This window comes from Sphingobacterium yanglingense, assembly GCF_004363245.1.
GTDB lineage: Bacteria > Bacteroidota > Bacteroidia > Sphingobacteriales > Sphingobacteriaceae > Sphingobacterium > Sphingobacterium yanglingense.
Map to the genome: position 1 here is coordinate 1,016,663 of NZ_SNYV01000011.1, position 21,830 is coordinate 1,038,492.

The window sequence follows — 21,830 nt, forward strand, 5'->3', positions numbered from 1 at the left end:
CTTAGTAGGAGCAATCAGCAGCTCCTTTGTCAGCACCACTTCATTCAAGTTGTGCTGACTTTTTATATACAGAACACCTATTGCCTTATATCTTGGCATCTTTTTATACAAAAATACGTCACCTGTCAACTACTTGGTGTAAGTTTGCAACTCAATTTTTAAGAAATGCCCTATCAAACTGTATTTACCGAATTCTGTGAACACGTAAAAGAGAGTATTAGTCAAGGAACATTTGCCAAATTAACTTTGGCTAAAACAATAGGCAATACCGAGCTTAAGAATATATACGTACGACTTCATATTTTAGAATCTGGAGGCTACAATTTTGCTTTAACATTCCGCTATAATAGCCATGAGAGCGAACATTTTCACAGCGCTGACGAAGTCTTTACGGTCTTAAGTACCTATATTAAAAATCCATTCACCAACGCATTGCTCTTCACGACAGAAATGGACCTTACATTTAAGGTTAACAAAAAGAGCGCAGGAAGCCTCGTCGAGCAGGCACCTACATTCAAACATGCTTCACCTCCCATGCTAGAGATGATAAAAAGAGGTATTATACAGCTTTAAGACACTCAGACTTATTTTCTGTTAGTTAGAGTCGATATCGAAATCATGTTCTTCGGCGAAGGCCTTCCATTTTTGAAATTTCTTTTCATTTTTAAAAGTTAGGTCTTCGCCATAATAATAAACCAAGCGCTGAGTCGCATATTCGTAATTCGCATAAGCATTCGCCTGTTCGTAGTACTTAATAGCCTTCTTCAAATCCGATTTCACACCCATACCATGTTCATAGATAATACCATAGTAAATACCTGAATACGACTTATCATAATCTTTCTTTAAGTAAGTCAACAAGCTATCATAATCCCGTTGCTGATAAAAAATCTCAGATATTTTATCATAATTATAGTACCGTAGCTTCTCTGCCTTCTGATAAAAGTCCAAGGCCAAATCATAGTTTTGCCGGATATGCTCTCCAAAATAGTATAAATCCCCTAGATTGCTAAGTGCCATTCCATCCCCCAATTCTGCAGCTCTTTCATAGGCTTGAATCGCTTTTTTCATATTAAAGGAATAGCCTATTCCATTGTGATACAAAGCACCAATATTATTCCAGGCTACAGCGTGATTTTGCTGCGTCGCTTTTTCATAATAGAAAATTCCCTTCTGCGGATCGAATAGTGGCTCTATATTGGGATCCGTACACAATAATCCCATTTCCACCCAACTATCTATATCGTCCTTTTGAGCTGCCAACTCAAATAGACGAAACGCTTCTTCATAATTTCTATCTTCTTTTGCTTCAAAAGCCATTTTTTTTATGGTCTCGATAGCCATATATTGCTCGGGATTATGACCGACTTGATCTTTCCAGCGGTTATAAAAGCTAACGAAGTATTCTAAATCTTTACCCCGAAAAGAATACCGATCCAGATAAATCGCACCATACTCAGTAGTCTCAACCTGATGAATACTTTTATCCTCATCCATCCTAAACATTTTGTCGCCCCGATATAGAAATAACATCCCTTCATCTGGTCTATAGTTTAACGGATGTGAAATATAATCATAGCATTCAGAAGACACGCTATCCTCAAAATCGAACAGTTGATAACCGTCTTCTCTTTGAATCGACAAAAATCCATGCTCAAGATAATGAATCTGCTTGATTTCCGATTGAGGAGCGATCAACCACCTATCGCTATTGGCATCAAAAAAGCCTAACCCATTTGCTGTTTCTAAAATAAAAACATTACTCTTGAACCACACATTTGATTCGGCTTTCACTTTGCTGATAGATTCTCCTTCCAGCAAAAAGCACTGTTTCAAACTATCGTAGATATGCCATCTTTTGTCCTTACGGATAGCCAAGGTTTCAAAGCTATCCACCAGAATTAGTTGATCCCCTTCCGTAAGAATAAGATTTCCCGCATTGTCGATCAACCGTCCCTTTTTGTCAAACTTATTTGGCTTTATCCAAAAACACGATCCTGACTTCACAATACTTCCCTCTAGAAATTCGCCCAGATAGACACCTTTTTTCGTATAGTACTTACGTTTGCTTGTACCATTCTGTTTCATAAAAAACAGTTCCGGAAAATAATCATAAGCATAAGCTCTTTCGGCTTCTATCGGAAGAATAAGTCCATCTTCATCACAATAAACACCGAATTTACCATCTTTCTCTACCCCAAAAAAACCATAACTAACTCTTTCTATAGCATCGTATTCAGGGGCAATCAACCAACTATTGGAATAAACTTTTAAAACACCACATTTTCCATCCACTTTTACCTCCCCCAAGGGTTCTTTTGCAAAATCAAACACCTCAGATGCCGCTTCATAGATTGGAGGAACCCTTTCTTTCCCATCACGTTGCAGATAGCCAAATAAATCGTCTTTCTCAACTACCGATATATTATAACAATAGTCAGCTTCAAAGATATCATCATAGATAGCAGGAGCTAAAACATTCCCTTTTGCATCTTTTAAACCAAACTTCCCAGTTTCTTCGAAGACAGAAGATGCAGCTTTCTTATAAGCATGTTCCTCAAAATAGCCAAGCCCATATTCAATCCAATCGGTCTCCAAAATTTCAATAAAGGAAGAATAACCATACCCAGAAAACAAGGTATCGAGCAGTCCAAGGTCTTGCACTTCAATCGCTTTTTTATAAAATACACTTTTTTCCTGTATATCCTCTAACCATTCTTTAGCCTGTACTTTATGTTTTTCTTCGTTCATATTGAACACATCTGTTGCGTTCACTACAAAAGAGTCGTAAGGCAACGCCTCCAAAAACTCAAACATAGTATTGACTGGTTCGTAGTATGCCTTTTTATAATGCAATTGATAGGTATCAGCCAGCAAGTTGAAGAATTGACGCAATAGAACTATCCCTTGCTCTCTATTGGAAAAGAACTCCACTCCTTGTACATGAATACCTTCTGTCAGTAACGGATATAGCAACAATGGGATTTCGTAGTTCCACTCTCCCAAATGAGTGTCAAACGTCTGATTGGTCTTCTGATCGTAATTGTATAAATAAATGCGATGTGCCATGCGCTAAAATTACGGAATTGCAAGCTTTTAAGCATCCCTTTTTACAGTGATTTTGGTCCATAGTCAAAAATGCGGGGCAACCTTCATCATAAATCTAACACAATATTGATTGTTTTTCTGAGCTATCAACCTCTCCAGCCGTCATTAGTTTTATTAATACACCAAGTCCCCTCAACTTCTCCAATATATCTTTTTCAATTCGTCGAGTTGACTTGATATGGAGAACATTAATATTATCATCCAAATAGATTGCTATAGAATGAATATAAGCGACCTGTGACTGTATTTCCTGCAAACATTCAGCCCTATACAAGAAAAACTTATTACAGACTGAAAACTCTTGAACAAAAGACCTCATCCCCTTAAGTTTCCTTTTGACCTGTAAGTAGATCCTACCAGATAAAACATCTTTGACAACTCATCTAAACTCCCTATGATTGTGACATCTTTACCCCTTGCTTCCAAAAGCAGGGCGAGATCATTAAGAAAGGACAAGTCAGAATCCACCAAAATAAAGGTATTAAACAACGACAAGTCCGCTTCAGTAATCAGCGGTTGCCCACTAGCGCTGGGGTCAATCAGAATACGCATCGAATTATTTCCTGGCAAATGACAGAAAATAGGGCCAAAATTAAGGAACAACAATTTACCTACCTCAGATGACTTCATATTAATTGAGTTATTTTGTGTTACAAAAATAGCCCTTTAGAAGTCTAGAGTCTCTTCATAAATGACTCCAAAAGATGGGAAAAAGACGCTAAATAAAATGGATATATAGTTTTTAAAAAAGCAAGAAAATCAGAATAATTCCTCCTTTTTATAGGCGTATGGGCTTTTCAGGGTCAATTTCTTGAAAAACTTGCTAAATGCTGCCGGTTCTTTAAAATTCAATAAATCCGCAACAAGACCAATATTTGATGTGCGTCCTTTTAACAGTACTTTCGCTTCGATCAGAATAACATGATTGATAATATCCTTAGGCGTTCGTCCCATAGTTTTCTTAACCACTTTACTCAAATATTTCCTACTGATATGCAATTGGTCCGCATAAAACTGTACATCATGATGCTTATTATAATACGACTGCACTAAAAGATAGAAATCAGTAGTGATCGTTTCCTCCCGGGAAGTTGGAATCGATGTACTTTTTGTTTGTCTAAAGAATTCTTCAATCTCATACATAATCAATGAAAACAGGTGCCAGATCATCTCATTTCCATAAAAAATAGTATTACGAATATCATTCAAGTGCGCTAGTTCTACAGTATAATTTTTTAAACGATTAAAAAACATCTGATTTCCCTTAATAAGATAGGAAGGGTGATTAGAAAAGCTCTTGATAATGTCGTTAGAGCGATAATTGAAACCTGCATCATTTACCATCTGTGTATTAAAGAAAAGATATTTTGCATTAAAATCCTTCGACACGAAGTGAACCTTAAAATTCTCTCCCGGTACAATAAAAAGCATATCCCCCTGTTCCATTTCATAACGATAATCTCCGACACTATAACAGCTCTCCCCAGCTTCAACCAACATAAGACCAAAATATCCCGTTTTATAAAATTGATTCAACATCACATCACTTTGAGCATCGGACTCTTCAAGGATTATAAAGTTCTTATTTCTATAGGCAGATATACCTGCGTCTAGCAAATCGGAGAATTTTAATAAGATGATGGGACTGGATTTCATAAGGCAAACATAAGGAAGAATTAAACTAATTTCGAGGTTAATGAAAAAATCTCCGCTTATAAAGAACTCCCGCTCGCTCAGCTAGAATGAGTCAAGAAATAAAAAGGAATATTCATTTGTCCTAAACTAGCTCCATAAAAAACTTTTAAGAAAATAAAGCAATAACTATTAAAATAAATACTTACCTTAAATGCGTACTGACAAACCTAATTATAAACATGAAGAACAAGCTACTAATAACTCTAGCGGTCTTAGCCTGCTCATACCCGCAGATTACCCGCGCACAGCAAGTCTCACTATCAGGCAAAGTAGTAGACGCTGACGGCACTCCTTTATCGGCGGTGACCCTCAAAGTCAAGAATAGCAACACCACAACCAAGACAAATGAAAAAGGCCTTTTTACCTTTAATGTTCCAAACCATAGTGTAATTCTCATATCTGCCATTGGCTACGTAACACAAGAAGTAAATGTTGCCGATCGCAATACACTGATGGTCACCTTACAAACAGACAACGCACATATTGACGAAGTAGTCGTTACAGCACTAGGAATAAAGCGTAATGAACGTTCATTGGGATATGCAGCACAAAAAGTTAGTGCTGAAGACCTCACTGTAAACAAGCAGTCTAATGTAGTAAATGCCTTACAAGGTAAAGTAGCCGGTGTTACCATATCCAGTACCGGAGGTGCGCCCGGACAAGGTGCCAAAATCCAGATCCGTGGGATAAACTCCATTGACCCAGAGCGCGACAACAACCCGCTTTTTGTCATAGATGGTATCCTAATTGACAACTCTACATCAACGGCTGGTAATCGGGCCACTGAACGTGGTATTAGCAATCGTGCTGTAGATATTAATCCTGATGACATTGAAACCATGAATATCCTGAAGGGCGGTGCTGCTACAGCGCTCTACGGATTGCGTGGTGCCAACGGTGTGGTTGTAATCACGACAAAATCGGGTAAGCAAGGTAAACTTAGAATAAACTATTCCGGATTAGCTGGCTTTGATAAAGCCAACAAATTTCCAGAGCTACAAAATGTATATACACAGGGCTGGGCCAACAAATACGACCCGACATCCTTCTGGCCTGCATTTGGCCCAACCATTGAAGAAGCCAAAGCAATGGACCCCAGTCATCCTGACGTTCTACGAAACCACTTTAAAGATGCCTTCGATACCGGCAATCAATTCAAGAATAGTATCGACTTATCAGGAGGAAACGAGCACATGACAACTTTGGTATCACTCTCGCATCAACAGGCGCAGGGTATTATGCCGGGTACCAACTTCAAAAACCTAATGGGCCGAGTAAACTCCAACTTCAAAGCCAGCGAAAAGTTGAATTTTGGCACGAGTCTAAGTGTCAATAACTCAGGAGGACTGCGCGGACGTGCCGGTCGCTATATGGAGCAACTCGTATATTGGTCGCATAGACACGATATACGTAAAGAGATTTTTAAACCCGATGGAACACCGGGTGGATATAGTAGTGACAACGTTAACCCCATTGCACAAGCGAAAACCAACCGCTTCAAAGACGATGTATTACGCTTAATAGGTAGCGTTAATACATCTTACAAACCGTTGAGCTGGCTAGACCTGAATTACCGGATAGGTATTGATGCTTATCGGGACAACCGAAGAGCCACAGCACCGGGCAAACAAGGTCTTTTAGGAGAATATTCGCTTGACAACAATGGTCTTGCTGCATCTCCTGGCACAGGATTAATAGGTATCTATGACACCCGTTTTCGTACGATAAATAGTACATTTATAGCAACTGCTACCAAAGAATTCTCCAACGGACTATCTGCGACATTGCGCCTCGGTCATGATTTATATGACAAAGCCACAGATACCGAAAATACAGAGGGAGGCAACCTGACTGTCTACAACCTCTACGACATGCGAAATGCCAAGATAGTAGACGCTTGGTCCGAGTCTTTGAAATATCGATTGATGGGAACCTTCGCCGAATTGGCACTATCTTACAAAAATTACCTATTCCTTAATGCCACAGGAAGACGGGACGTCACTTCTTCCCTGCTCAGTCCGAACAACGCATTCTTCTATCCTTCGGTCACAGGAAGCTATGTTTTCAGTGAACACATCCCTAATAAAGAGGTATTATCCTACGGTAAATTACGACTCTCCTACGCCAAAATCGGCAAAGATGCCATCGCCTACTCGACAAGTAATGGTAATGCTGCATATAAAGAGTTACCCACAGGATACACCGGATTCACCCGATCTAGCTTACTTGGCGACGAGAATCTCCGTCCTGAGTTTACACAGACCTATGAGGCTGGTTTTGAATTGAAATTCCTAAACAATAGACTGGGATTGGATGCTACATTCTATCACTCCATAAGTAAAGATCAGATTATGCTAACTCCCGTATCTTCAACAACGGGCCATGTCACTGCAGCTATTAATGCAGGAAATCTACGCAATCGGGGAATAGAATTAACACTCGATGCCACGCCAATCAGCAAGGAAAAATACCGTTGGACGTCAAGTTTTAACTTCTCGATGAATAGAAACAAAGTATTATCCCTTTATGAAGGACTAGATGAAATATTGGTGGCTCAGGAGAGTGGCTTCTTAAGCAGTGACGTTCAAATGAAATTGATCCCTGGCGAATCTTATGGCGTGTTATATGGACGCGCATTACGCCGTTACTATACCCCGGACGAAATTGCCCAAGGTTTGGATAAGAGTACACAGATCGATCCCGACCGTCCATTACTGATTGGTGCAAATGGATTTCCGGTTTTGGACAATGCTGCCAATAAAAAGAAACTGGGCAATGTACAACCAGATTGGATCGCAGGCTGGAACAACAACTTCAACTACAAAAACATCAGTGTAAACGTATTAATAGATGCGCGTATTGGGCAAGATCGTTACAATCAATTAGACAACTATCTCGCTTCGTTTGCCTACTCCAAGTATACATTAGACCGCAACGACCATCGGGTCTTCGAAGGAAAACTAGCTGACGGATTGGCCAATACCAAGGAGGTGTGGCTGGGACAGGGCGTTGATCCACAAACCGGAACAGACTACAAAAACGGGTACTACAGAGACTTATACCGCGGTGTATCGGAATACTTTGTAGAAGACGCTTCATGGGTGAGACTTCGCTCGGTATCGGTCAATTACAGCATACCAAAACGTTGGCTTCCAAGCAATAATACCATCAAAAATGCTTCCATTGGCTTTACAGGCAATAATCTAGCCTTATGGACTAAATATTCAGGATTAGATCCTGAAAGTAGCTCCACCCATAGCGGATCGAATATAGAAGGTTTTGCTGGTATGACCTACCCCGCTGTCCGTAGTTTTATAATGAGTATCAACATCGGTTTTTAAGTATTGAAATTATGAGAAAGAAAATAAGTTCCCCCCTATTATATACGCTTCTTTGTGTAGGTCTTTCGGTCAGCAGCTGTGGCGACTACTTTAAGTTAGATGAAAATCCCAATCTAGTCACTAAGCCCACTATCAACGGGCTACTGACGACTGCAACACACAAGGCTGGAATGAACAGTTATCGCGCAGCCTACATCACGACCAATTACATGCAATATACCGCCAGTGTCACACCCGGTAGCTCAAGCGACAACTATGAGCCCACCAACCCTGCCAGTGCCTGGGACAACCTATATTATTCATTATCGGATGCCTACGACCTGATGAAACGATCAGAAGAGCAACAAGCTCCCCACCACCTCGGGATCGGGCAAGCATTAATGGCTTATCAACTGGGACTTGTCGCTGATTTTTGGGGCAATGCCCCCTATTCCGAAGCATTTGGCAAAGTAAAAACATTACAGCCTAAATACGATACAGAGGAAGAACTATATAAAGCTCAAGTCGATTTACTTGATCAAGCAATCGCTAATCTAAAGAAACCCAACACCGTGCTGTTTAGTGACGGATCGGACCTCATTCATGCTAATAATTCGGAAAAATGGTTAAAAACAGCCTATGCACTAAAAGCTAGGGTATTGAACAAAGTGAGTAAAAAAACGGTTTACGATGGCAAAGCTATTTTAGCAGCTATCGACAATGCGTATAAAGCCAATAGTGATGATGCTGGAATGGCTACATTCAAAGGGATTAATCCTTGGGCACAAGTCGCAACAAACAACGACAACCTGAATCTCGATGGCTGGTTATCGGCCAACTTTATTGATCATTTGAATGGTAAGACATATGGACAGGAAGACCCTCGTATAGGTTTCATAACGGAAAAATCTGTGGTAGGTAATATTTACATCGGCACCCGTAATGGCCAAGGTAATACGGGGTCCAACACCATAAAAGATGAGTGTTATATCAGTAAAAAATCACCTCTGACTGCCCCTACTTCACCGGTAACCATAGTTTCCTATGCAGAGATTAAAATGGTCGAAGCAGAAGCAGCATTACGACTGGGAGAGAAAAAAAGAGCATATGCAGCTTATAAAGAAGGAATAAAGGCTCATTTTGAAAAGATTGGAGTACAGGCCGCAGAACTGACCGACTACCTGAGCCGTTCATACGTAGATGTTGGCGAGAATAATCTAAAACTATCCGATATTTTTCGGGAAAAGTATACCATCACCTACTTGAATCCTGAAGGCTGGAACGACTTACGCAGAAATGACTATCAGTTGAAGGACTTTCAGATGCCTGTAAATGCAAAACTCCCTACTTTCATAAGGAGACTGGCCTACCCTTCATCAGAACGTGCCGAGAATGGAAAGAACGTGCCAGAACAAGTATCCTTGGATACCAAACTTTGGTGGGATAAACCATAAATCTTATAAATACCGGAATTGTACAATCTATATAATTCCGGTATTTTAATACAACAGTCCGATTATAGTAACCTCCCCACAAAATAACTACACCTGCCCTTACCCCTTCTCCAATGCATCGCTATTCTCGCATTGAATATGCAATAGGATAAAATTAATTATGTTAAATAGTATAGAGGAAATAGTTCAAAACTATAATGCATTCCGCATGAAGCGAAGCCAATTGCCATTTGCAATTTTTGCTATATCATCGTTACTATAACCTCTATGCTCTAGGATTGGGAATACCTTTTGAATATCCGCTATCGTTTCTAAATCGTAGGGACACTGCTCTCTTCCAAAGGCGCCATCGAGATCACTACCTACTGCCACATAATCGGTACTCCCCGCTATCTGACAGATGTGATCTATATTATTGGCCATGATTTCCATATTACAGCCTGTACCTTTCGGCGTAGATTGTCCCCGCACCCAATTCGGCACCATCATCCAGGCATCCAGAGCTACACCAATCACGGCTTTCCTTTCGACCAATGCCTTGATCATATCATCACTAAATTGCCTATTGTGATCCACAAAGACCCGACAATTATTATGACTCGCCCAAACAGCGCCTTGATAACGATCCAATGCATCCCAAAAGGCATCATCATTGAGATGAGTCGCATCCAGTATCATCCCCAGTCGATCCATCTCTCGGAGTAGCTCGACACCGTTTGCATTTAACCTTCCCTGCGCATCCGTACCATTGGCATATCGTCCCGGCCCATAATGTGCTGGTCCGATAGCCCGTAGCCCATATTCATACGCTTTCTCTACGTAACTTATATCTACAATAGAGTCTGCTCCTTCCAAACTCAAGATATAACCTATAGGCTTGTCTGCATTGCTCGTTCCATCGCTCCAGCTTGTAACATGTTGATCTAGCTGTTCTCTATTTTGAATCATACGCATGTGACCGTCTGCTTCCATCGCCTTATACCAGGCCAACTGACCCTGCGTCTGTGCCCACGCCTGCTCCGCCGAATACCATCCGGGTAGACTACTACCGGGCTTTACATAACGCGCGATCTGTGTGGCCACTACTAAGCCGATATTACCGCGACGTAATTCGTCAAACGTCACTGTGGCCTTCCCTCGGTCAGGCTTATCCGATAGGCCTGCTTCTCTTTCATTAAGTTCGGTAATAGAAATACGTAAATCACGGTTCCATTCCATCGCGTTCATACTGAGGTCAAGGTGCCCGTCTATTAAAAATAGTTCTTGTCTGTTCATTCTTTTAAATATTAAGCTTCCTATTTCTAGCTATCACAGTCCATGTTTCCTTAACCGCTCCCTTTCCTACTACATACACTTGCTCATAGAGATTCACTGTAGGACATACATGCGTTGGCACTGCATATAACACGGTACCTATTGGATATTGCTGGCTATCTGGCACCGACAACACCATATGCTCTTCACTCTGAAATAAAACCTCGATACCGTCTCTATCCAAGAAACATACTCGCGGAAGTGGCGGGTCTGATGCTACGGCTTTATATCCTAAGTCTATACAGATTTTTGTTGAACTGATAACGGCTACGACTCTGGTCATCAGCACCGCAGCATAATCGAAGTTTTGTTCTGCGATACGCTGTCTGTATCCCCAATCCCAAAAAACAAAAGTTCCTGGGCTACAAACGACGTCCTTGCGTAATGCATGACTTGTAAATGAAGGGCTCCCTCCTATGACCTTATCCATTACCTTTCCATAGCGCTCCTCTAGATAAGTAGCGGCTTTGTTCAGTAGTCTGTAACTTTCATCGGCTTCCTGTTTGCGTATAGATACATCCGGATTACTAATGTGTCCGTCATAACCGTGTACCCCTTTCAACCTTAACAGCGGATGATGATCTAGGTGATCGCAGAGATCTGCCAGATTTGTTAGCGATACACCTGTACGCCCCATTCCCAAATCGATATCAAAATAAACAGAAAGCCTCAATTGTTCCTTTGCGGCATAGGTTCCCATCTGATCTAAGGCCGATGGATTATCCAAAACACAAGAAAACGTCGTATTGGGATAAGCCTGTACCAACCTTACCCATCTGTTTAACTTGGGACCTACAGGTTGATAAGCCATAAGGACATCTTTCGCATTAGCTAACGCCAGCATTTCTGCCTCCGCTATGGTCGAACATTTGAACTGTTCGACACCCTCCTCCATCATCATCCGACATACCTCTATCATCTTATTGGTCTTGACATGAGGCCTTAAACGCCCACACTGTCCATCAACCATACTTTTAATCCGTTGGATATTCTCTTTTATACGATCAGGATATACCAAAAGCGCCGGAGAGTCAACGCTATCCGGTTCTGCTATTTCATACCATTGCTGCATACCCTAATCTTCATATAGCTCAAAGAGCGCCTCGATTTCAACTGGAATATTATCCGGCAAAGAACCAAATCCAACCGCACTACGGGTTCCGATTCCATTTTCAGTACCCCATACCGCTGCAAATAATTCACTGCAACCATTGATAATATAAGGATGCCGTTCAAAATCTTCCGTACAGTTGACCATGCCTAAGACTTTGATTACCCTTTTAATCTTATTCAGTGAACCTAGGTTCGTTTTTATAGTAGACAGCATGGTCAGCCCTACCTGTCTGGCAGCATCCTTTCCGGCTTCCATATCTATATCCCGACCGATACGGCCGATAATTAAACTGGCATCGTCCTGAACAGGCCCGTGTCCAGAGAGATATAGGTATTTGCCATCAATCACGTAAGGCTTGTACACACCTTTGGGTGCCGGCGCTGGCGGAAGTGATAAACCTAATTTTTCAAATTGTACATCTGCGTTTTGTGTCATTTTTAGTGTTGTTTGTTTTACGATGATTTAATTATGCAATAATAAGAGACAATAATAGTACGGCAGCAAGTCCTACGATAGAAACGATTGCTTCCATAATAGACCATGACCGCAAGGTATCTTTCACTGTTAATCCGAAATACTCTTTAAACATCCAGAACCCGGCATCATTGACGTGCGAGAACATCAGACTTCCTGCTCCAATAGCTAATACCATGAGGTTTGCATCCACAGCTGTGGATTGTGTTAAGGGCAACAGTACCGTAGCTGCTGTCAACGCAGCAACCGTTGCAGAGCCTACACAACCACGTATAATGGCAGTTATCGTCCAGGCCAATATCAATGGGTGTATGGCGAGTGACTTAAGACTCTCTGCAAGTAGAAGACTCACTCCGCTCTCTTCCATCACCTGCTTAAACACGCCCGATCCGGCAATGATCAACAATATCATAGCGATATCCTTGACGGCATCCCCATACACTGACATCACCTGTACTATCGAACGTCCTTGTTTGATCCCTAATGTAAATGTTGCCACAAAAATAACGGCCAACATCACGATAGCAGGTGCTCCCAGAAATACAATAAGCTCTTGCAGAAAAGTATTGGAAGCAGGAATACAATAAGGGAGGATAGTAAAGAGTATCAAAAGGAAAACAGGCACCAATGCAGTCAAAAAACTGAGCAGGACTCCTGGTTTTCGAAATTGTGCTTCAGCTGTCTGCTCTGCATTGGGCTGAAAGATACTGTCACTACTGCTATTTATATTTTTTAAGGTCTTCCCAAATATTGGTCCTCCTATTATAATAGCCGGAATCGATACGATTAGACCATAGATCAATGTCAAGCCCATATTTGCATCAAACAATACCACTAGAGCGACAGGAGAAGGATGTGGAGGAATGAATCCGTGCGTCACTGATAGCGCAGCAAGCATCGGTAATCCAATATAAACAGCTGGTAGCTTGTATTGATAGACAATAGAAAATATCAAAGGGACCAATAGTACAAAGCCTACACCATAGAACAAAGGAATACCAACTATAAACCCGGTTACAGCCATCCCCCAAGGGAGATATTTTTCGCCAAATAGCCGTACCATCACCGTTGCAATATTGGAGGCGGCACCACTCTCTGCGATAATTTTCCCTAACATAGCCCCCAATACGATGATCAGCGTCAATCCCCCCATAATCGCAGCTATTCCTTTTTCAACCGTAATCGGTATCTTAGACAAAGGTAATCCTAATGCGATCGCAGTCAGTATCGACACAATCAAAAAGGAAAGAAAGGCATTGATCTTTAAATAGCTTATGCTGACAATCAACAATAAAAGGCTCAAAAGTACAATTAAGAATACCATCTCGTTTATAAATCAGTTATTGTGGTTTAGGTGGCATCAATTAGACACCTGTGGTTAATTATTTTCTCTAATATAATAATTATCAATAAAATATAGCAGAAAATAATTAAATATCACCCAGATGAGGCCGTTCACCTTTGTGATGGTTTCAAATGCTCCCCCCTATCCCCCGAAGAGCAAACAGATTGAAAAGTCAAAAATCAGCATACAATAATAATTTTTATTATGTTAAATTGGATCTTAATAATAAAGGGAGCAAAATTGCTCCCTTTATTATTAAGATTATAGTAACTCGCTTAATTTTCTTTCCAGCGCATCCCCATGAAGGTTCTTTGCGACGATCTTACCGTTGGGGTCGATCAGAAAATTCTGTGGGATTGCCTTGATGCCATACATCGCAGCGACCTCCGACTTCCAGCCTTTCAGATCACTGACCTGTTGCCAGGGCAGACCATCTTTCTCAATCGCATTGAGCCAATCCTGCTTCTTACCTTCCTTATCCAACGATACGCCAAGTATGGTAAAATTTTTATCCTTAAACGCATAATATGCTTTTACCAGATTAGGATTATCTGCCCGACAAGGACCGCACCAAGATGCCCAAAAATCAACCAAAACATACTGTCCTTTGAAATCCGTCAACTTCACGATATTACCGTTTGTATCAGGTTGACTGAATAAAGGAGCCTGTTTGCCCACGCCAACGAGCTTTGCTATAGCAATTTCTGACGCAAGTAGTTGTCCTTCTTGTCTTTCTTGTAACTGCGGAGACAAACTTAGAAACAATGGTTCTATGTAGTCTGTATCAATATCATATCCCGCTAGCTCTTTCAGCGCAAGAAGGCTAAAGTAAGAATTAGGATTTTGCTTGATATATACTTCTTTGGCCTTTGCTTTCTCCTCTTCCAGTCCCGCTAAGGCTTGATTCACTTTTTCAAGTTCGTCTTTTCCTTCTTCCTTCATCCCAAAGAGTGTGGATCGTTGTGCCATCAGCTTATCGATCTGAACATCTATAGGCTGCATAAAACTCCTGTAATGCGCAAATGCAGTCTGAATCACTGAACCTTTAATACCTGCTTGAGCGATTTCCTTTCCAAAGCTTACAGTAGTCGTTCCCTTATCAACGTATAAATCTACTTTATCTAGTCTTTTAGCCCGATTACGACTAAAAAAAGAATCACCCTCTGGTGAATAGTACAGATTTACTAACGTTGCTTCGTTCAGTTTATTTGTATAACGTTGTGCTTTACCATTGAACACCACAGAATCCAACACTAACTTTTGATCAGCAAAGTAACGAACAAAGACCTTTGCTGTCTTTGGCACATCCTTTCCTGGCTTTAATTTAATCGTGAAATCAAACTCCTGCGCCTGTAACTGAGCCATGGTCATTCCCCCCAATAATAGGCTCCACACGATATTCTTCATTGCTTTCATCTTGTTATACTCAGTTATAATGCCTGTGCCCTAGCTAATAAAGCATCTGCTATTTTTATAATCTTTGACGTCTCCAACTCTGCCAAAGCACGTGCTGCTTCAGCTGCTTTTACAGCTTCTTTTTTCTTTTTTAAGGTGATACAGATTTCTGCAAAGGTACCTTGGTTGGAATAGGAGTTTTCATTCAGCTGTACGGCCTTTTTTGCCAGCTTATAACACTGCTGTAACCGTGCTTTTGAAGGCGCGACATCCCGCTTTACCCCAGCATAACGTCTACCGATAAAACTCAATCGCTCATCGTTATCTTTCAAAACACCCTTACTCAAACGATTGGTCAACTGTATAAACTCTTTGTCCGTACCATATTCCCCCACCCATTCGACTTCAAACAATGCCGCATCAACCTGACTCGCTTCGTCCGATTTATTAAGGAAGTAAGCTAACCCTTCTTTAAACTGTGTCTCGTCCTTGGTGCGGATATAATCATACATTGCATATTTCATCAACTGCGTTTCTTTCTTTTCAAATGCTTCTGCAGATATGATTCCTTTAAAATAAGGACGATTGTCCATAAAGAATTTACCGTACTTGTCTTTTTGACTTTGACCAAAAAGCTCGATAACATTCCAACCTTCAGCAGATTTCAAAAAAGAGGGATCAGCGATACCATCTAATGCTTCCTTGGCCTCTTGTGCAGAAGCCGGATCTACCTTAGTCATCGTCGTAATATACGCGGCTAGAAAACTAGGACTACGCTCCCCTGCCTCATAACGGGCGCGGATTGTCGGAATCTGAAAATTGGGATCCAAGGCACGTTTACCTTCATTGATAAATTCCTGCATCTCCATTCGAGATTGAGACCGGTACAGGAGCTTGCCATCACTATCGATAAACAAATAAGTTGGAAAACTACGAATGTTGTACTGTTTTGCAACATCTACGCCTTCTCCGACTTCACAATCAAATTTGGTATTGATAAAATTAGCATTATAAAACTGCGCTGCTTCGGTTTGATTAAAGACATTGCCCTCCATCCACTTACACGGTGCACACCAAGAGGTATAACCATCTATAAATATGAGCTTACCTCTTGCTTTGGCCTGTGCCTTAGCTTCAGCTAATGATATTTTCTGGAAATTGATAGCTTCTTGGGCCTGTACAATTGTACAAGCCACAAGGAAAACTAAACTAAATATAATACGGTTCATAGGTATTAATTTTCGATTCAAAGGCCCTATGGAGTATTACTGATCCTTCCTCTTTAAATAGAAAGCCTCAGTAAATGTTCATAGGTATTAATTTTCTTTTAAAAAGTTTAAGGCGTACTACCTTTGCTCGATCTGCAGGGTAATACGCCTTTGGATTTATCTTTCGTACTGTGGCATTCCTGGGTTAAGCGACAATACCTTTGGTGAAATCGGAATAATCATCCGTGGATCACCAGAAGACATACGATATTCCTTGTCCTCTACTTTATGGACGATTTCCTTCGTGAGGTCTCCCGTACTATGTAATCTTTTCAAATCGACGAGGCGTGTACTTCCCACGTAAGGCATCTCACGTCTACGTTCGTCAAATACCATAGCGAGAGTAGCGGCCTTATCCAAACCTGAGACATGCACATTATTCTCAATACGCTTGTCACGTAGCGTGTTCAGTAGTTTTAATGCTTCTTCAGTAGACCCGATACGAGCCTCTGCCTCTGCAGCAATAAGATACAATTCTGGTGTACTAAATCCGGTATTGAAGTCGATATACGGCCCCCAAAGTACACGTCCAGGAAAATGTGTTACCGAACCTCCAAAAGAAGCCGAATCCCTACAGAAAAACAAGTCATAGCGCATATCCTTCGCGCCTTTCATGTCACGTTTGTAGGTAGCGATTAGATCACTGGATGCATACACCTGTCCATTAAGCGAACCATAAGAGGCAGCTCCCATACGTCCCCAAACGGTTTCATTATTAAAACGAATCTCGGGAAAAGGCTTGCTTGGATCTCCTTTATAATGCACACGTCCCCAGGTAGTCTTCAGTTTAGTCGTAAACTGACTGTAATCTTCTAGGTAAGCATTAAGTTTCAATGCTTCTTTGGCATTACTTAAGGCAGCGGCATAGTCCCCTTTGTAAAGTGCTACACGACTTAAGAAAGCAAAACCTACCGTTTTAAGCGGTTGGAACTTATTGGATGAACTCGTGGCTAGAAACGGTAAGGCATCTTCCAAGTCAGTCTGTATCAGTTCGTATACTTTTGCTACAGAAACTCGTTCGTACTTTTGATCGATATCTTCTACCAATATTAAAGGCACACCTAAATCCGTTTCAGCAGTAGCTCCATTATAATGCTTTGCATAGATATTCACTAAAGACAAATACTCAAAAGCCCTACCAATCTTCGCTTCCGCCCATAAACGCTTCTTTTCTGCCTCTTTGCCATCTGGAGCATTCAATACATTATTGATAACCACATTATAGGTAAAAATATGATTATATGCCGCATTCCAATAACTATCCCCATCCCCATCTTCCAGAACAGCACCATTCTTGAAGGTATAAAGGCTCCGTAACATGAAAGAATAATTATCAAAACTAGTAGATTGTGCATTGTCAGTCCGGTCTCCAGATTGGATATTGTCTGCCAAAAAATCAAAAGATGCAGGCAACGTACGTAACAAACCCGTATTGTTCAAGAGCTGTTCAAAATCTCCAACCAATTCTGGAATGGTGATTCCTTTGGGTTTAATATCCAAATAGGAATTACAACCCGATATTAATATAGAGGCTACAAGAGCCAAAGAAAAAAACTTCTTCATGTTCATTAACTATTTTACTATTACAAACCAATTGATACACCAAAGTTGTACGTTACAGGAGCCAATACCCCCCTAGAAGGCACCTCGGATACCCGAGTATCAGAAGGGAGGGTAACATCACCACGAATCGCACCATAGCCAGCCCATGATTCTGGGTCTAAATTGTGCTTATTGGCTGCCCAACGCCAGGCATTCATCACCTGCCCAGTAACACGGATATAACGTAATGGTGTTTTGGCAATCAATTTACTTGGCAGATTGTAACTCAACGAAATGTCTCTTAGCTTGATATAATCTGCACGTTCGACAAATCGACTAGCTGAGGAATAAAGATCCGTAACAGATGTAGAAGCTGCTGACATAAATCGTGGAGCGATATCTAGGTTAGCTTCATCACCAGGTTGCTTCCAATAATCTAACCACAGTTTGTCAAAATTGCTATTATAATTTAATTCAGCCAACTTGGTCAAAGGCTCTGGACGTACTGAGCGCATCACATGTCCGCCGTTAAAGATAAACATAAAGTTCAAGGAGAAATCTTTGTAATCAAAACCGTTACGCCACGCTACCGAGTAAGGAGGCACCGTCGTTCCATTGTAAATTAAATCCTCTACACTCAGCTGTTGGGTAGATTTCACCAATGTACCGTCTGCCTTACGCGCCTGTGGCTCACCTTTAGCATCTAACCCAGCATAATCAATACTATATAACGAACCAACTGGTTTGCCTACTCTGTTTTGTACTGTACTGTAATAAGAGTATGGTGTCTCTTCTGCGATAAATAGATTTGTAATCTTGTTTTGGTTATAAGAGAAATTCAATGTGGAATTCCATTTAAAAGCATCGTGGTCGATAACTTTACCGTTCAATGCGATCTCTATCCCTCTATTACGCATGTTGGCATAGTTGCGATAAGCTGAAGACCAACCCAATGTAGGGTCGATAGCAACACTTCCTAACAGATCTGACGTACTTTTATTATATAAGTCAATGCTTGCGTCCAGTCTGTGGAATACCGATACATCTACACCAAAGTTGAAGACATTCGTTTTCTCCCAGCGTAAGAATGGATTTTCCGGCGAGGTAATCGATGCCTGTAGGCCATTATTATAAGGGTTCATACTAGAACTCACACGAGAAATCAAATAAGGTCCACTTTTTGTAGATACGTTGCCATTAAACCCATAAGTCATGCGTACTGACAAGCGATCCAGCCAATCCTGCTCAAATGTTGGTAGTTTGTATAAACCTCCCACAGACCATAAGGGTTTATACTGATTCTTGATATCTATACCAAACAAATTGGACTGATCTATACGGATACTTCCACTCAATGTCAAATTACGGTTGTAAGTATAAGACCCGTTAGCGTAGAATGACACAAAACGATCCACTATCTCTTGAAACCCCTTCTCCATCTTATTGATCGTCACTCCCCCTGATACAGATTGCGTATTCTGTATAAAAATACCAAATAATTCCTCGTTCATCGCTTTGTAAGCTAGAGCACTTGGATCATAGCCATATTTGTACAAATCCGTAAAGCGATTTGTCATTTGACGTTGCTCCGCACCTGCTATTACATTAACCTCATGCTTATCTGCAAAGGTATTTTCATAATTTAACTGTCCACGTAAGGTATGTGAGTTGTTATCACTCCGCTTTTCCGAGAATTGCCCACCTTGGGGTACTAATCTTTTCACCTCTCCATTTTGGTTGATCTGCGTCGCATCATTAACCTGTGTAGGCACGTATATACCTGTTGAACCTGCCGACAAGTTCTGTGCATCTTTGGCATAGTAAGTACCATTATACCCTTCGGTACGTTCGGTCTGATACAACAAATCAAAAGTCAGCCCTTTCATCAACTTAAAGTTGGCACCGACATTGATATTGATGTATTTATTATAAAAATCAAGATGCGTCTTGCCCACCTGATCAATAGGTATGAAGGTTTCGTCTTCCAATCCAAGCGCATTCAATCGATCGATTTCAAACTGAGACTTCCCTAGGTACCACTGCGATGGACTACCATCGGGATTACGAAAAGTTAGGTAGGAAGCACGGCCTCCCATGTACTGATCATAAAAATTAAAGCCTGTATTTCCGGACTGACGTTGGTTCTTACCCAACACATTTAGGTTCACAGTTACCCAATCGGTCAATTTTACGTTATTCCGAATATTGAATCCTAAACCCTTATTCACTGGGCGACCTTTGTTATAATCGCCGGGCTGTGTATAATTCAACGAGTAGCTATACTTGTATCGATCGGTACCACCGGAAAGCGATAGATTGTGCTGTTGGTCCAAAATAGTCGAGTTCAAGAATTCGTCCATCTGATCGTAACGGCTACGGTTACGGTACACATCAAGCTGTTCTTCCATCTCTGCGGCCGTAATTTTGCCACCTTTGTGTTGGTATAAGATCTGGTATACTTCATTCATTCCCTTACGAGGATCGATGTTAGCAAAAGACCCTGAACGGTAACCGAACATGTCTTTCTGAAAATCAACCAACTCGGCCGAACTCATTTTATTTTGGTAAGAACGATTAGGTAGACCTTTAAAAGATAAAGTATTAGAATAATCAATCTTTGCAGGTCCTTCTTTCCCCATCTTAGTGGTAATAACAATAACTCCATTAGCTGAACGCACCCCATAGATGGATGCAGCAGATCCATCTTTCAATACGGTCATCGTTTCAATATCATTCGGGTTGAGGGCTGTCAAATCGCCTTGATAAGGCATACCGTCTACCACTATCAATGGAGACGCCTCTGCATATATAGTAGAACGACCACGAACTTCGATACCTAAAGTATTATTGTTATACTGCGGATTGGCATAGGATTTATTCAGATTAAGCGCCATACCCGGCAACAATCCTTCAGCACGTTCTAGAAAGCTGGTCTGCAACCGACCTTCCATATCTTTGGCTGTAATATGCGCAAAGGATCCCGCAGCACGTTCTTTACTAATTTTTTGATAACCTGTATTAAACACCACATCTACTGTTTCCACCTCGGCACTCAAATCATGAAGTACAATCGTCCCCATATTGGTAGAAGCCGTTACTTCCATCGATTTATAGCCTAGGCAAGAACATTCTAATTTTTGTCCTGCATCAACAGTCTGTGTAAACTTAAAGTAACCTTGTTCATCCGTCACGGTCCCCAATTCAGTTCCTTTGACACGGATACTTACACCACGGACAGGTTTTCCTTGCGCATCTACGATACGTCCAGATACCTGCTTTTGCTGTACTTCTTCAAAAGCCGTAACACGATTTGTAGCATTGTTTGAAGCAACTCTTCCTTTTTCCTTGATTACGATCGTTTTATTATCAATCTCGTAACTCAGATCAAGGCTGTTCAAAATCGAAACCAAAGCCTGATCTAGAGGTTTTTGCACGATATCGACCGAAATTTTGGTATTCGGATCCACATCACGGGCAGACCATACATAATGATACCCCGTCTGCTTGTTGATCGCCATAAAGACCTGGCGTACTGATGTTGACTTTGCTTTCAGCGTGACTTGCTGTGCTATACCACTAGCCGACAGCTGCATCATGCAGAAAGTCATAAAAATAGAAGTCAATGACACTCGCATAACTCTTCTCCTCCACGTTCTGCTACCTCTTAGTAGTTGGTAACAGACAAATTGTTTTAATCCAGCAAAATAACCGCTCGAGACACGGTTATCCTGTCCATAATTTTCATACATTTGATTAGGTTTTAAAAATTTGTTGTACTACAGTTTTAGGCCTTCGGGTAGA

The 21,830-nt window shown here is 41.1% G+C and carries 14 protein-coding genes; 3 read left to right on the plus strand and 11 right to left on the minus strand.

What is annotated here, in order from left to right:
• Positions 1-165 precede the first annotated feature (165 nt).
• Positions 166-573, plus strand: coding sequence for a hypothetical protein (locus CLV99_RS06660; RefSeq protein WP_133583691.1), 408 nt, complete (start codon positions 166-168; stop codon positions 571-573).
• Positions 574-594: 21 nt separating this feature from the next.
• Here the strand turns inward: CLV99_RS06660 and CLV99_RS06665 are convergent, their stop codons facing one another.
• The 3 genes from CLV99_RS06665 to CLV99_RS06675 form a co-directional block, all read right to left on the minus strand.
• Entirely contained in the window at positions 595-3,069 is a 2,475-nt protein-coding gene (locus CLV99_RS06665) for a tetratricopeptide repeat protein (RefSeq protein ID WP_133583692.1), read from the minus strand.
• Between the two features lie 354 nt (positions 3,070-3,423).
• Positions 3,424-3,738: a hypothetical protein gene (locus CLV99_RS06670; protein WP_133583693.1), complete on the minus strand. Its 315-nt coding sequence runs from the start codon at positions 3,736-3,738 to the stop codon at positions 3,424-3,426.
• A gap of 129 nt (positions 3,739-3,867) precedes the next feature.
• Complete coding sequence (locus CLV99_RS06675; RefSeq protein ID WP_133583694.1) at positions 3,868-4,764, minus strand: helix-turn-helix domain-containing protein; 897 nt, start codon at positions 4,762-4,764, stop codon at positions 3,868-3,870.
• Between the two features lie 218 nt (positions 4,765-4,982).
• Between CLV99_RS06675 and CLV99_RS06680 the strand changes: the two genes are divergently transcribed.
• Positions 4,983-8,144 (plus strand): SusC/RagA family TonB-linked outer membrane protein, encoded by a 3,162-nt coding sequence (locus CLV99_RS06680; protein WP_133583695.1) that lies wholly within the window; start codon positions 4,983-4,985, stop codon positions 8,142-8,144.
• Between the two features lie 11 nt (positions 8,145-8,155).
• Positions 8,156-9,577 carry a SusD/RagB family nutrient-binding outer membrane lipoprotein gene (locus CLV99_RS06685; protein WP_133583696.1) on the plus strand — a complete coding sequence of 474 codons (1,422 nt, stop codon included), beginning with the start codon at positions 8,156-8,158 and terminating at the stop codon, positions 9,575-9,577.
• Positions 9,578-9,769: 192 nt separating this feature from the next.
• On the opposite strand, the gene CLV99_RS06690 is transcribed toward CLV99_RS06685, so the two are convergent.
• The 8 genes from CLV99_RS06690 to CLV99_RS06725 form a co-directional block, all read right to left on the minus strand.
• Positions 9,770-10,852, minus strand: a complete 1,083-nt coding sequence (locus tag CLV99_RS06690; protein WP_133583697.1) for a dipeptidase — start codon at positions 10,850-10,852, stop codon at positions 9,770-9,772.
• A gap of 4 nt (positions 10,853-10,856) precedes the next feature.
• The gene (locus tag CLV99_RS06695; RefSeq protein WP_133583698.1) at positions 10,857-11,963 is read right to left on the minus strand and encodes a D-TA family PLP-dependent enzyme; all 1,107 of its coding nucleotides are present in this window, start codon (positions 11,961-11,963) and stop codon (positions 10,857-10,859) included.
• Positions 11,964-11,966: 3 nt separating this feature from the next.
• Positions 11,967-12,440: a RidA family protein gene (locus tag CLV99_RS06700; RefSeq protein WP_133583699.1), complete on the minus strand. Its 474-nt coding sequence runs from the start codon at positions 12,438-12,440 to the stop codon at positions 11,967-11,969.
• Positions 12,441-12,471: 31 nt separating this feature from the next.
• The gene (locus CLV99_RS06705; protein ID WP_133583700.1) at positions 12,472-13,803 is read right to left on the minus strand and encodes a gluconate:H+ symporter; all 1,332 of its coding nucleotides are present in this window, start codon (positions 13,801-13,803) and stop codon (positions 12,472-12,474) included.
• A gap of 282 nt (positions 13,804-14,085) precedes the next feature.
• Complete coding sequence (locus CLV99_RS06710; RefSeq protein ID WP_133583701.1) at positions 14,086-15,240, minus strand: peroxiredoxin family protein; 1,155 nt, start codon at positions 15,238-15,240, stop codon at positions 14,086-14,088.
• A gap of 14 nt (positions 15,241-15,254) precedes the next feature.
• Positions 15,255-16,448: a thioredoxin family protein gene (locus CLV99_RS06715; protein ID WP_133583702.1), complete on the minus strand. Its 1,194-nt coding sequence runs from the start codon at positions 16,446-16,448 to the stop codon at positions 15,255-15,257.
• 156 nt (positions 16,449-16,604) lie between these two features.
• On the minus strand, positions 16,605-18,050 hold the full coding sequence (locus CLV99_RS06720; RefSeq protein WP_162850039.1) for a RagB/SusD family nutrient uptake outer membrane protein: 1,446 nt from the start codon (positions 18,048-18,050) through the stop codon (positions 16,605-16,607).
• Positions 18,051-18,070: 20 nt separating this feature from the next.
• Positions 18,071-21,778, minus strand: a complete 3,708-nt coding sequence (locus tag CLV99_RS06725) for a SusC/RagA family TonB-linked outer membrane protein (RefSeq protein WP_133583704.1) — start codon at positions 21,776-21,778, stop codon at positions 18,071-18,073.
• Positions 21,779-21,830: the final 52 nt, after the last annotated feature.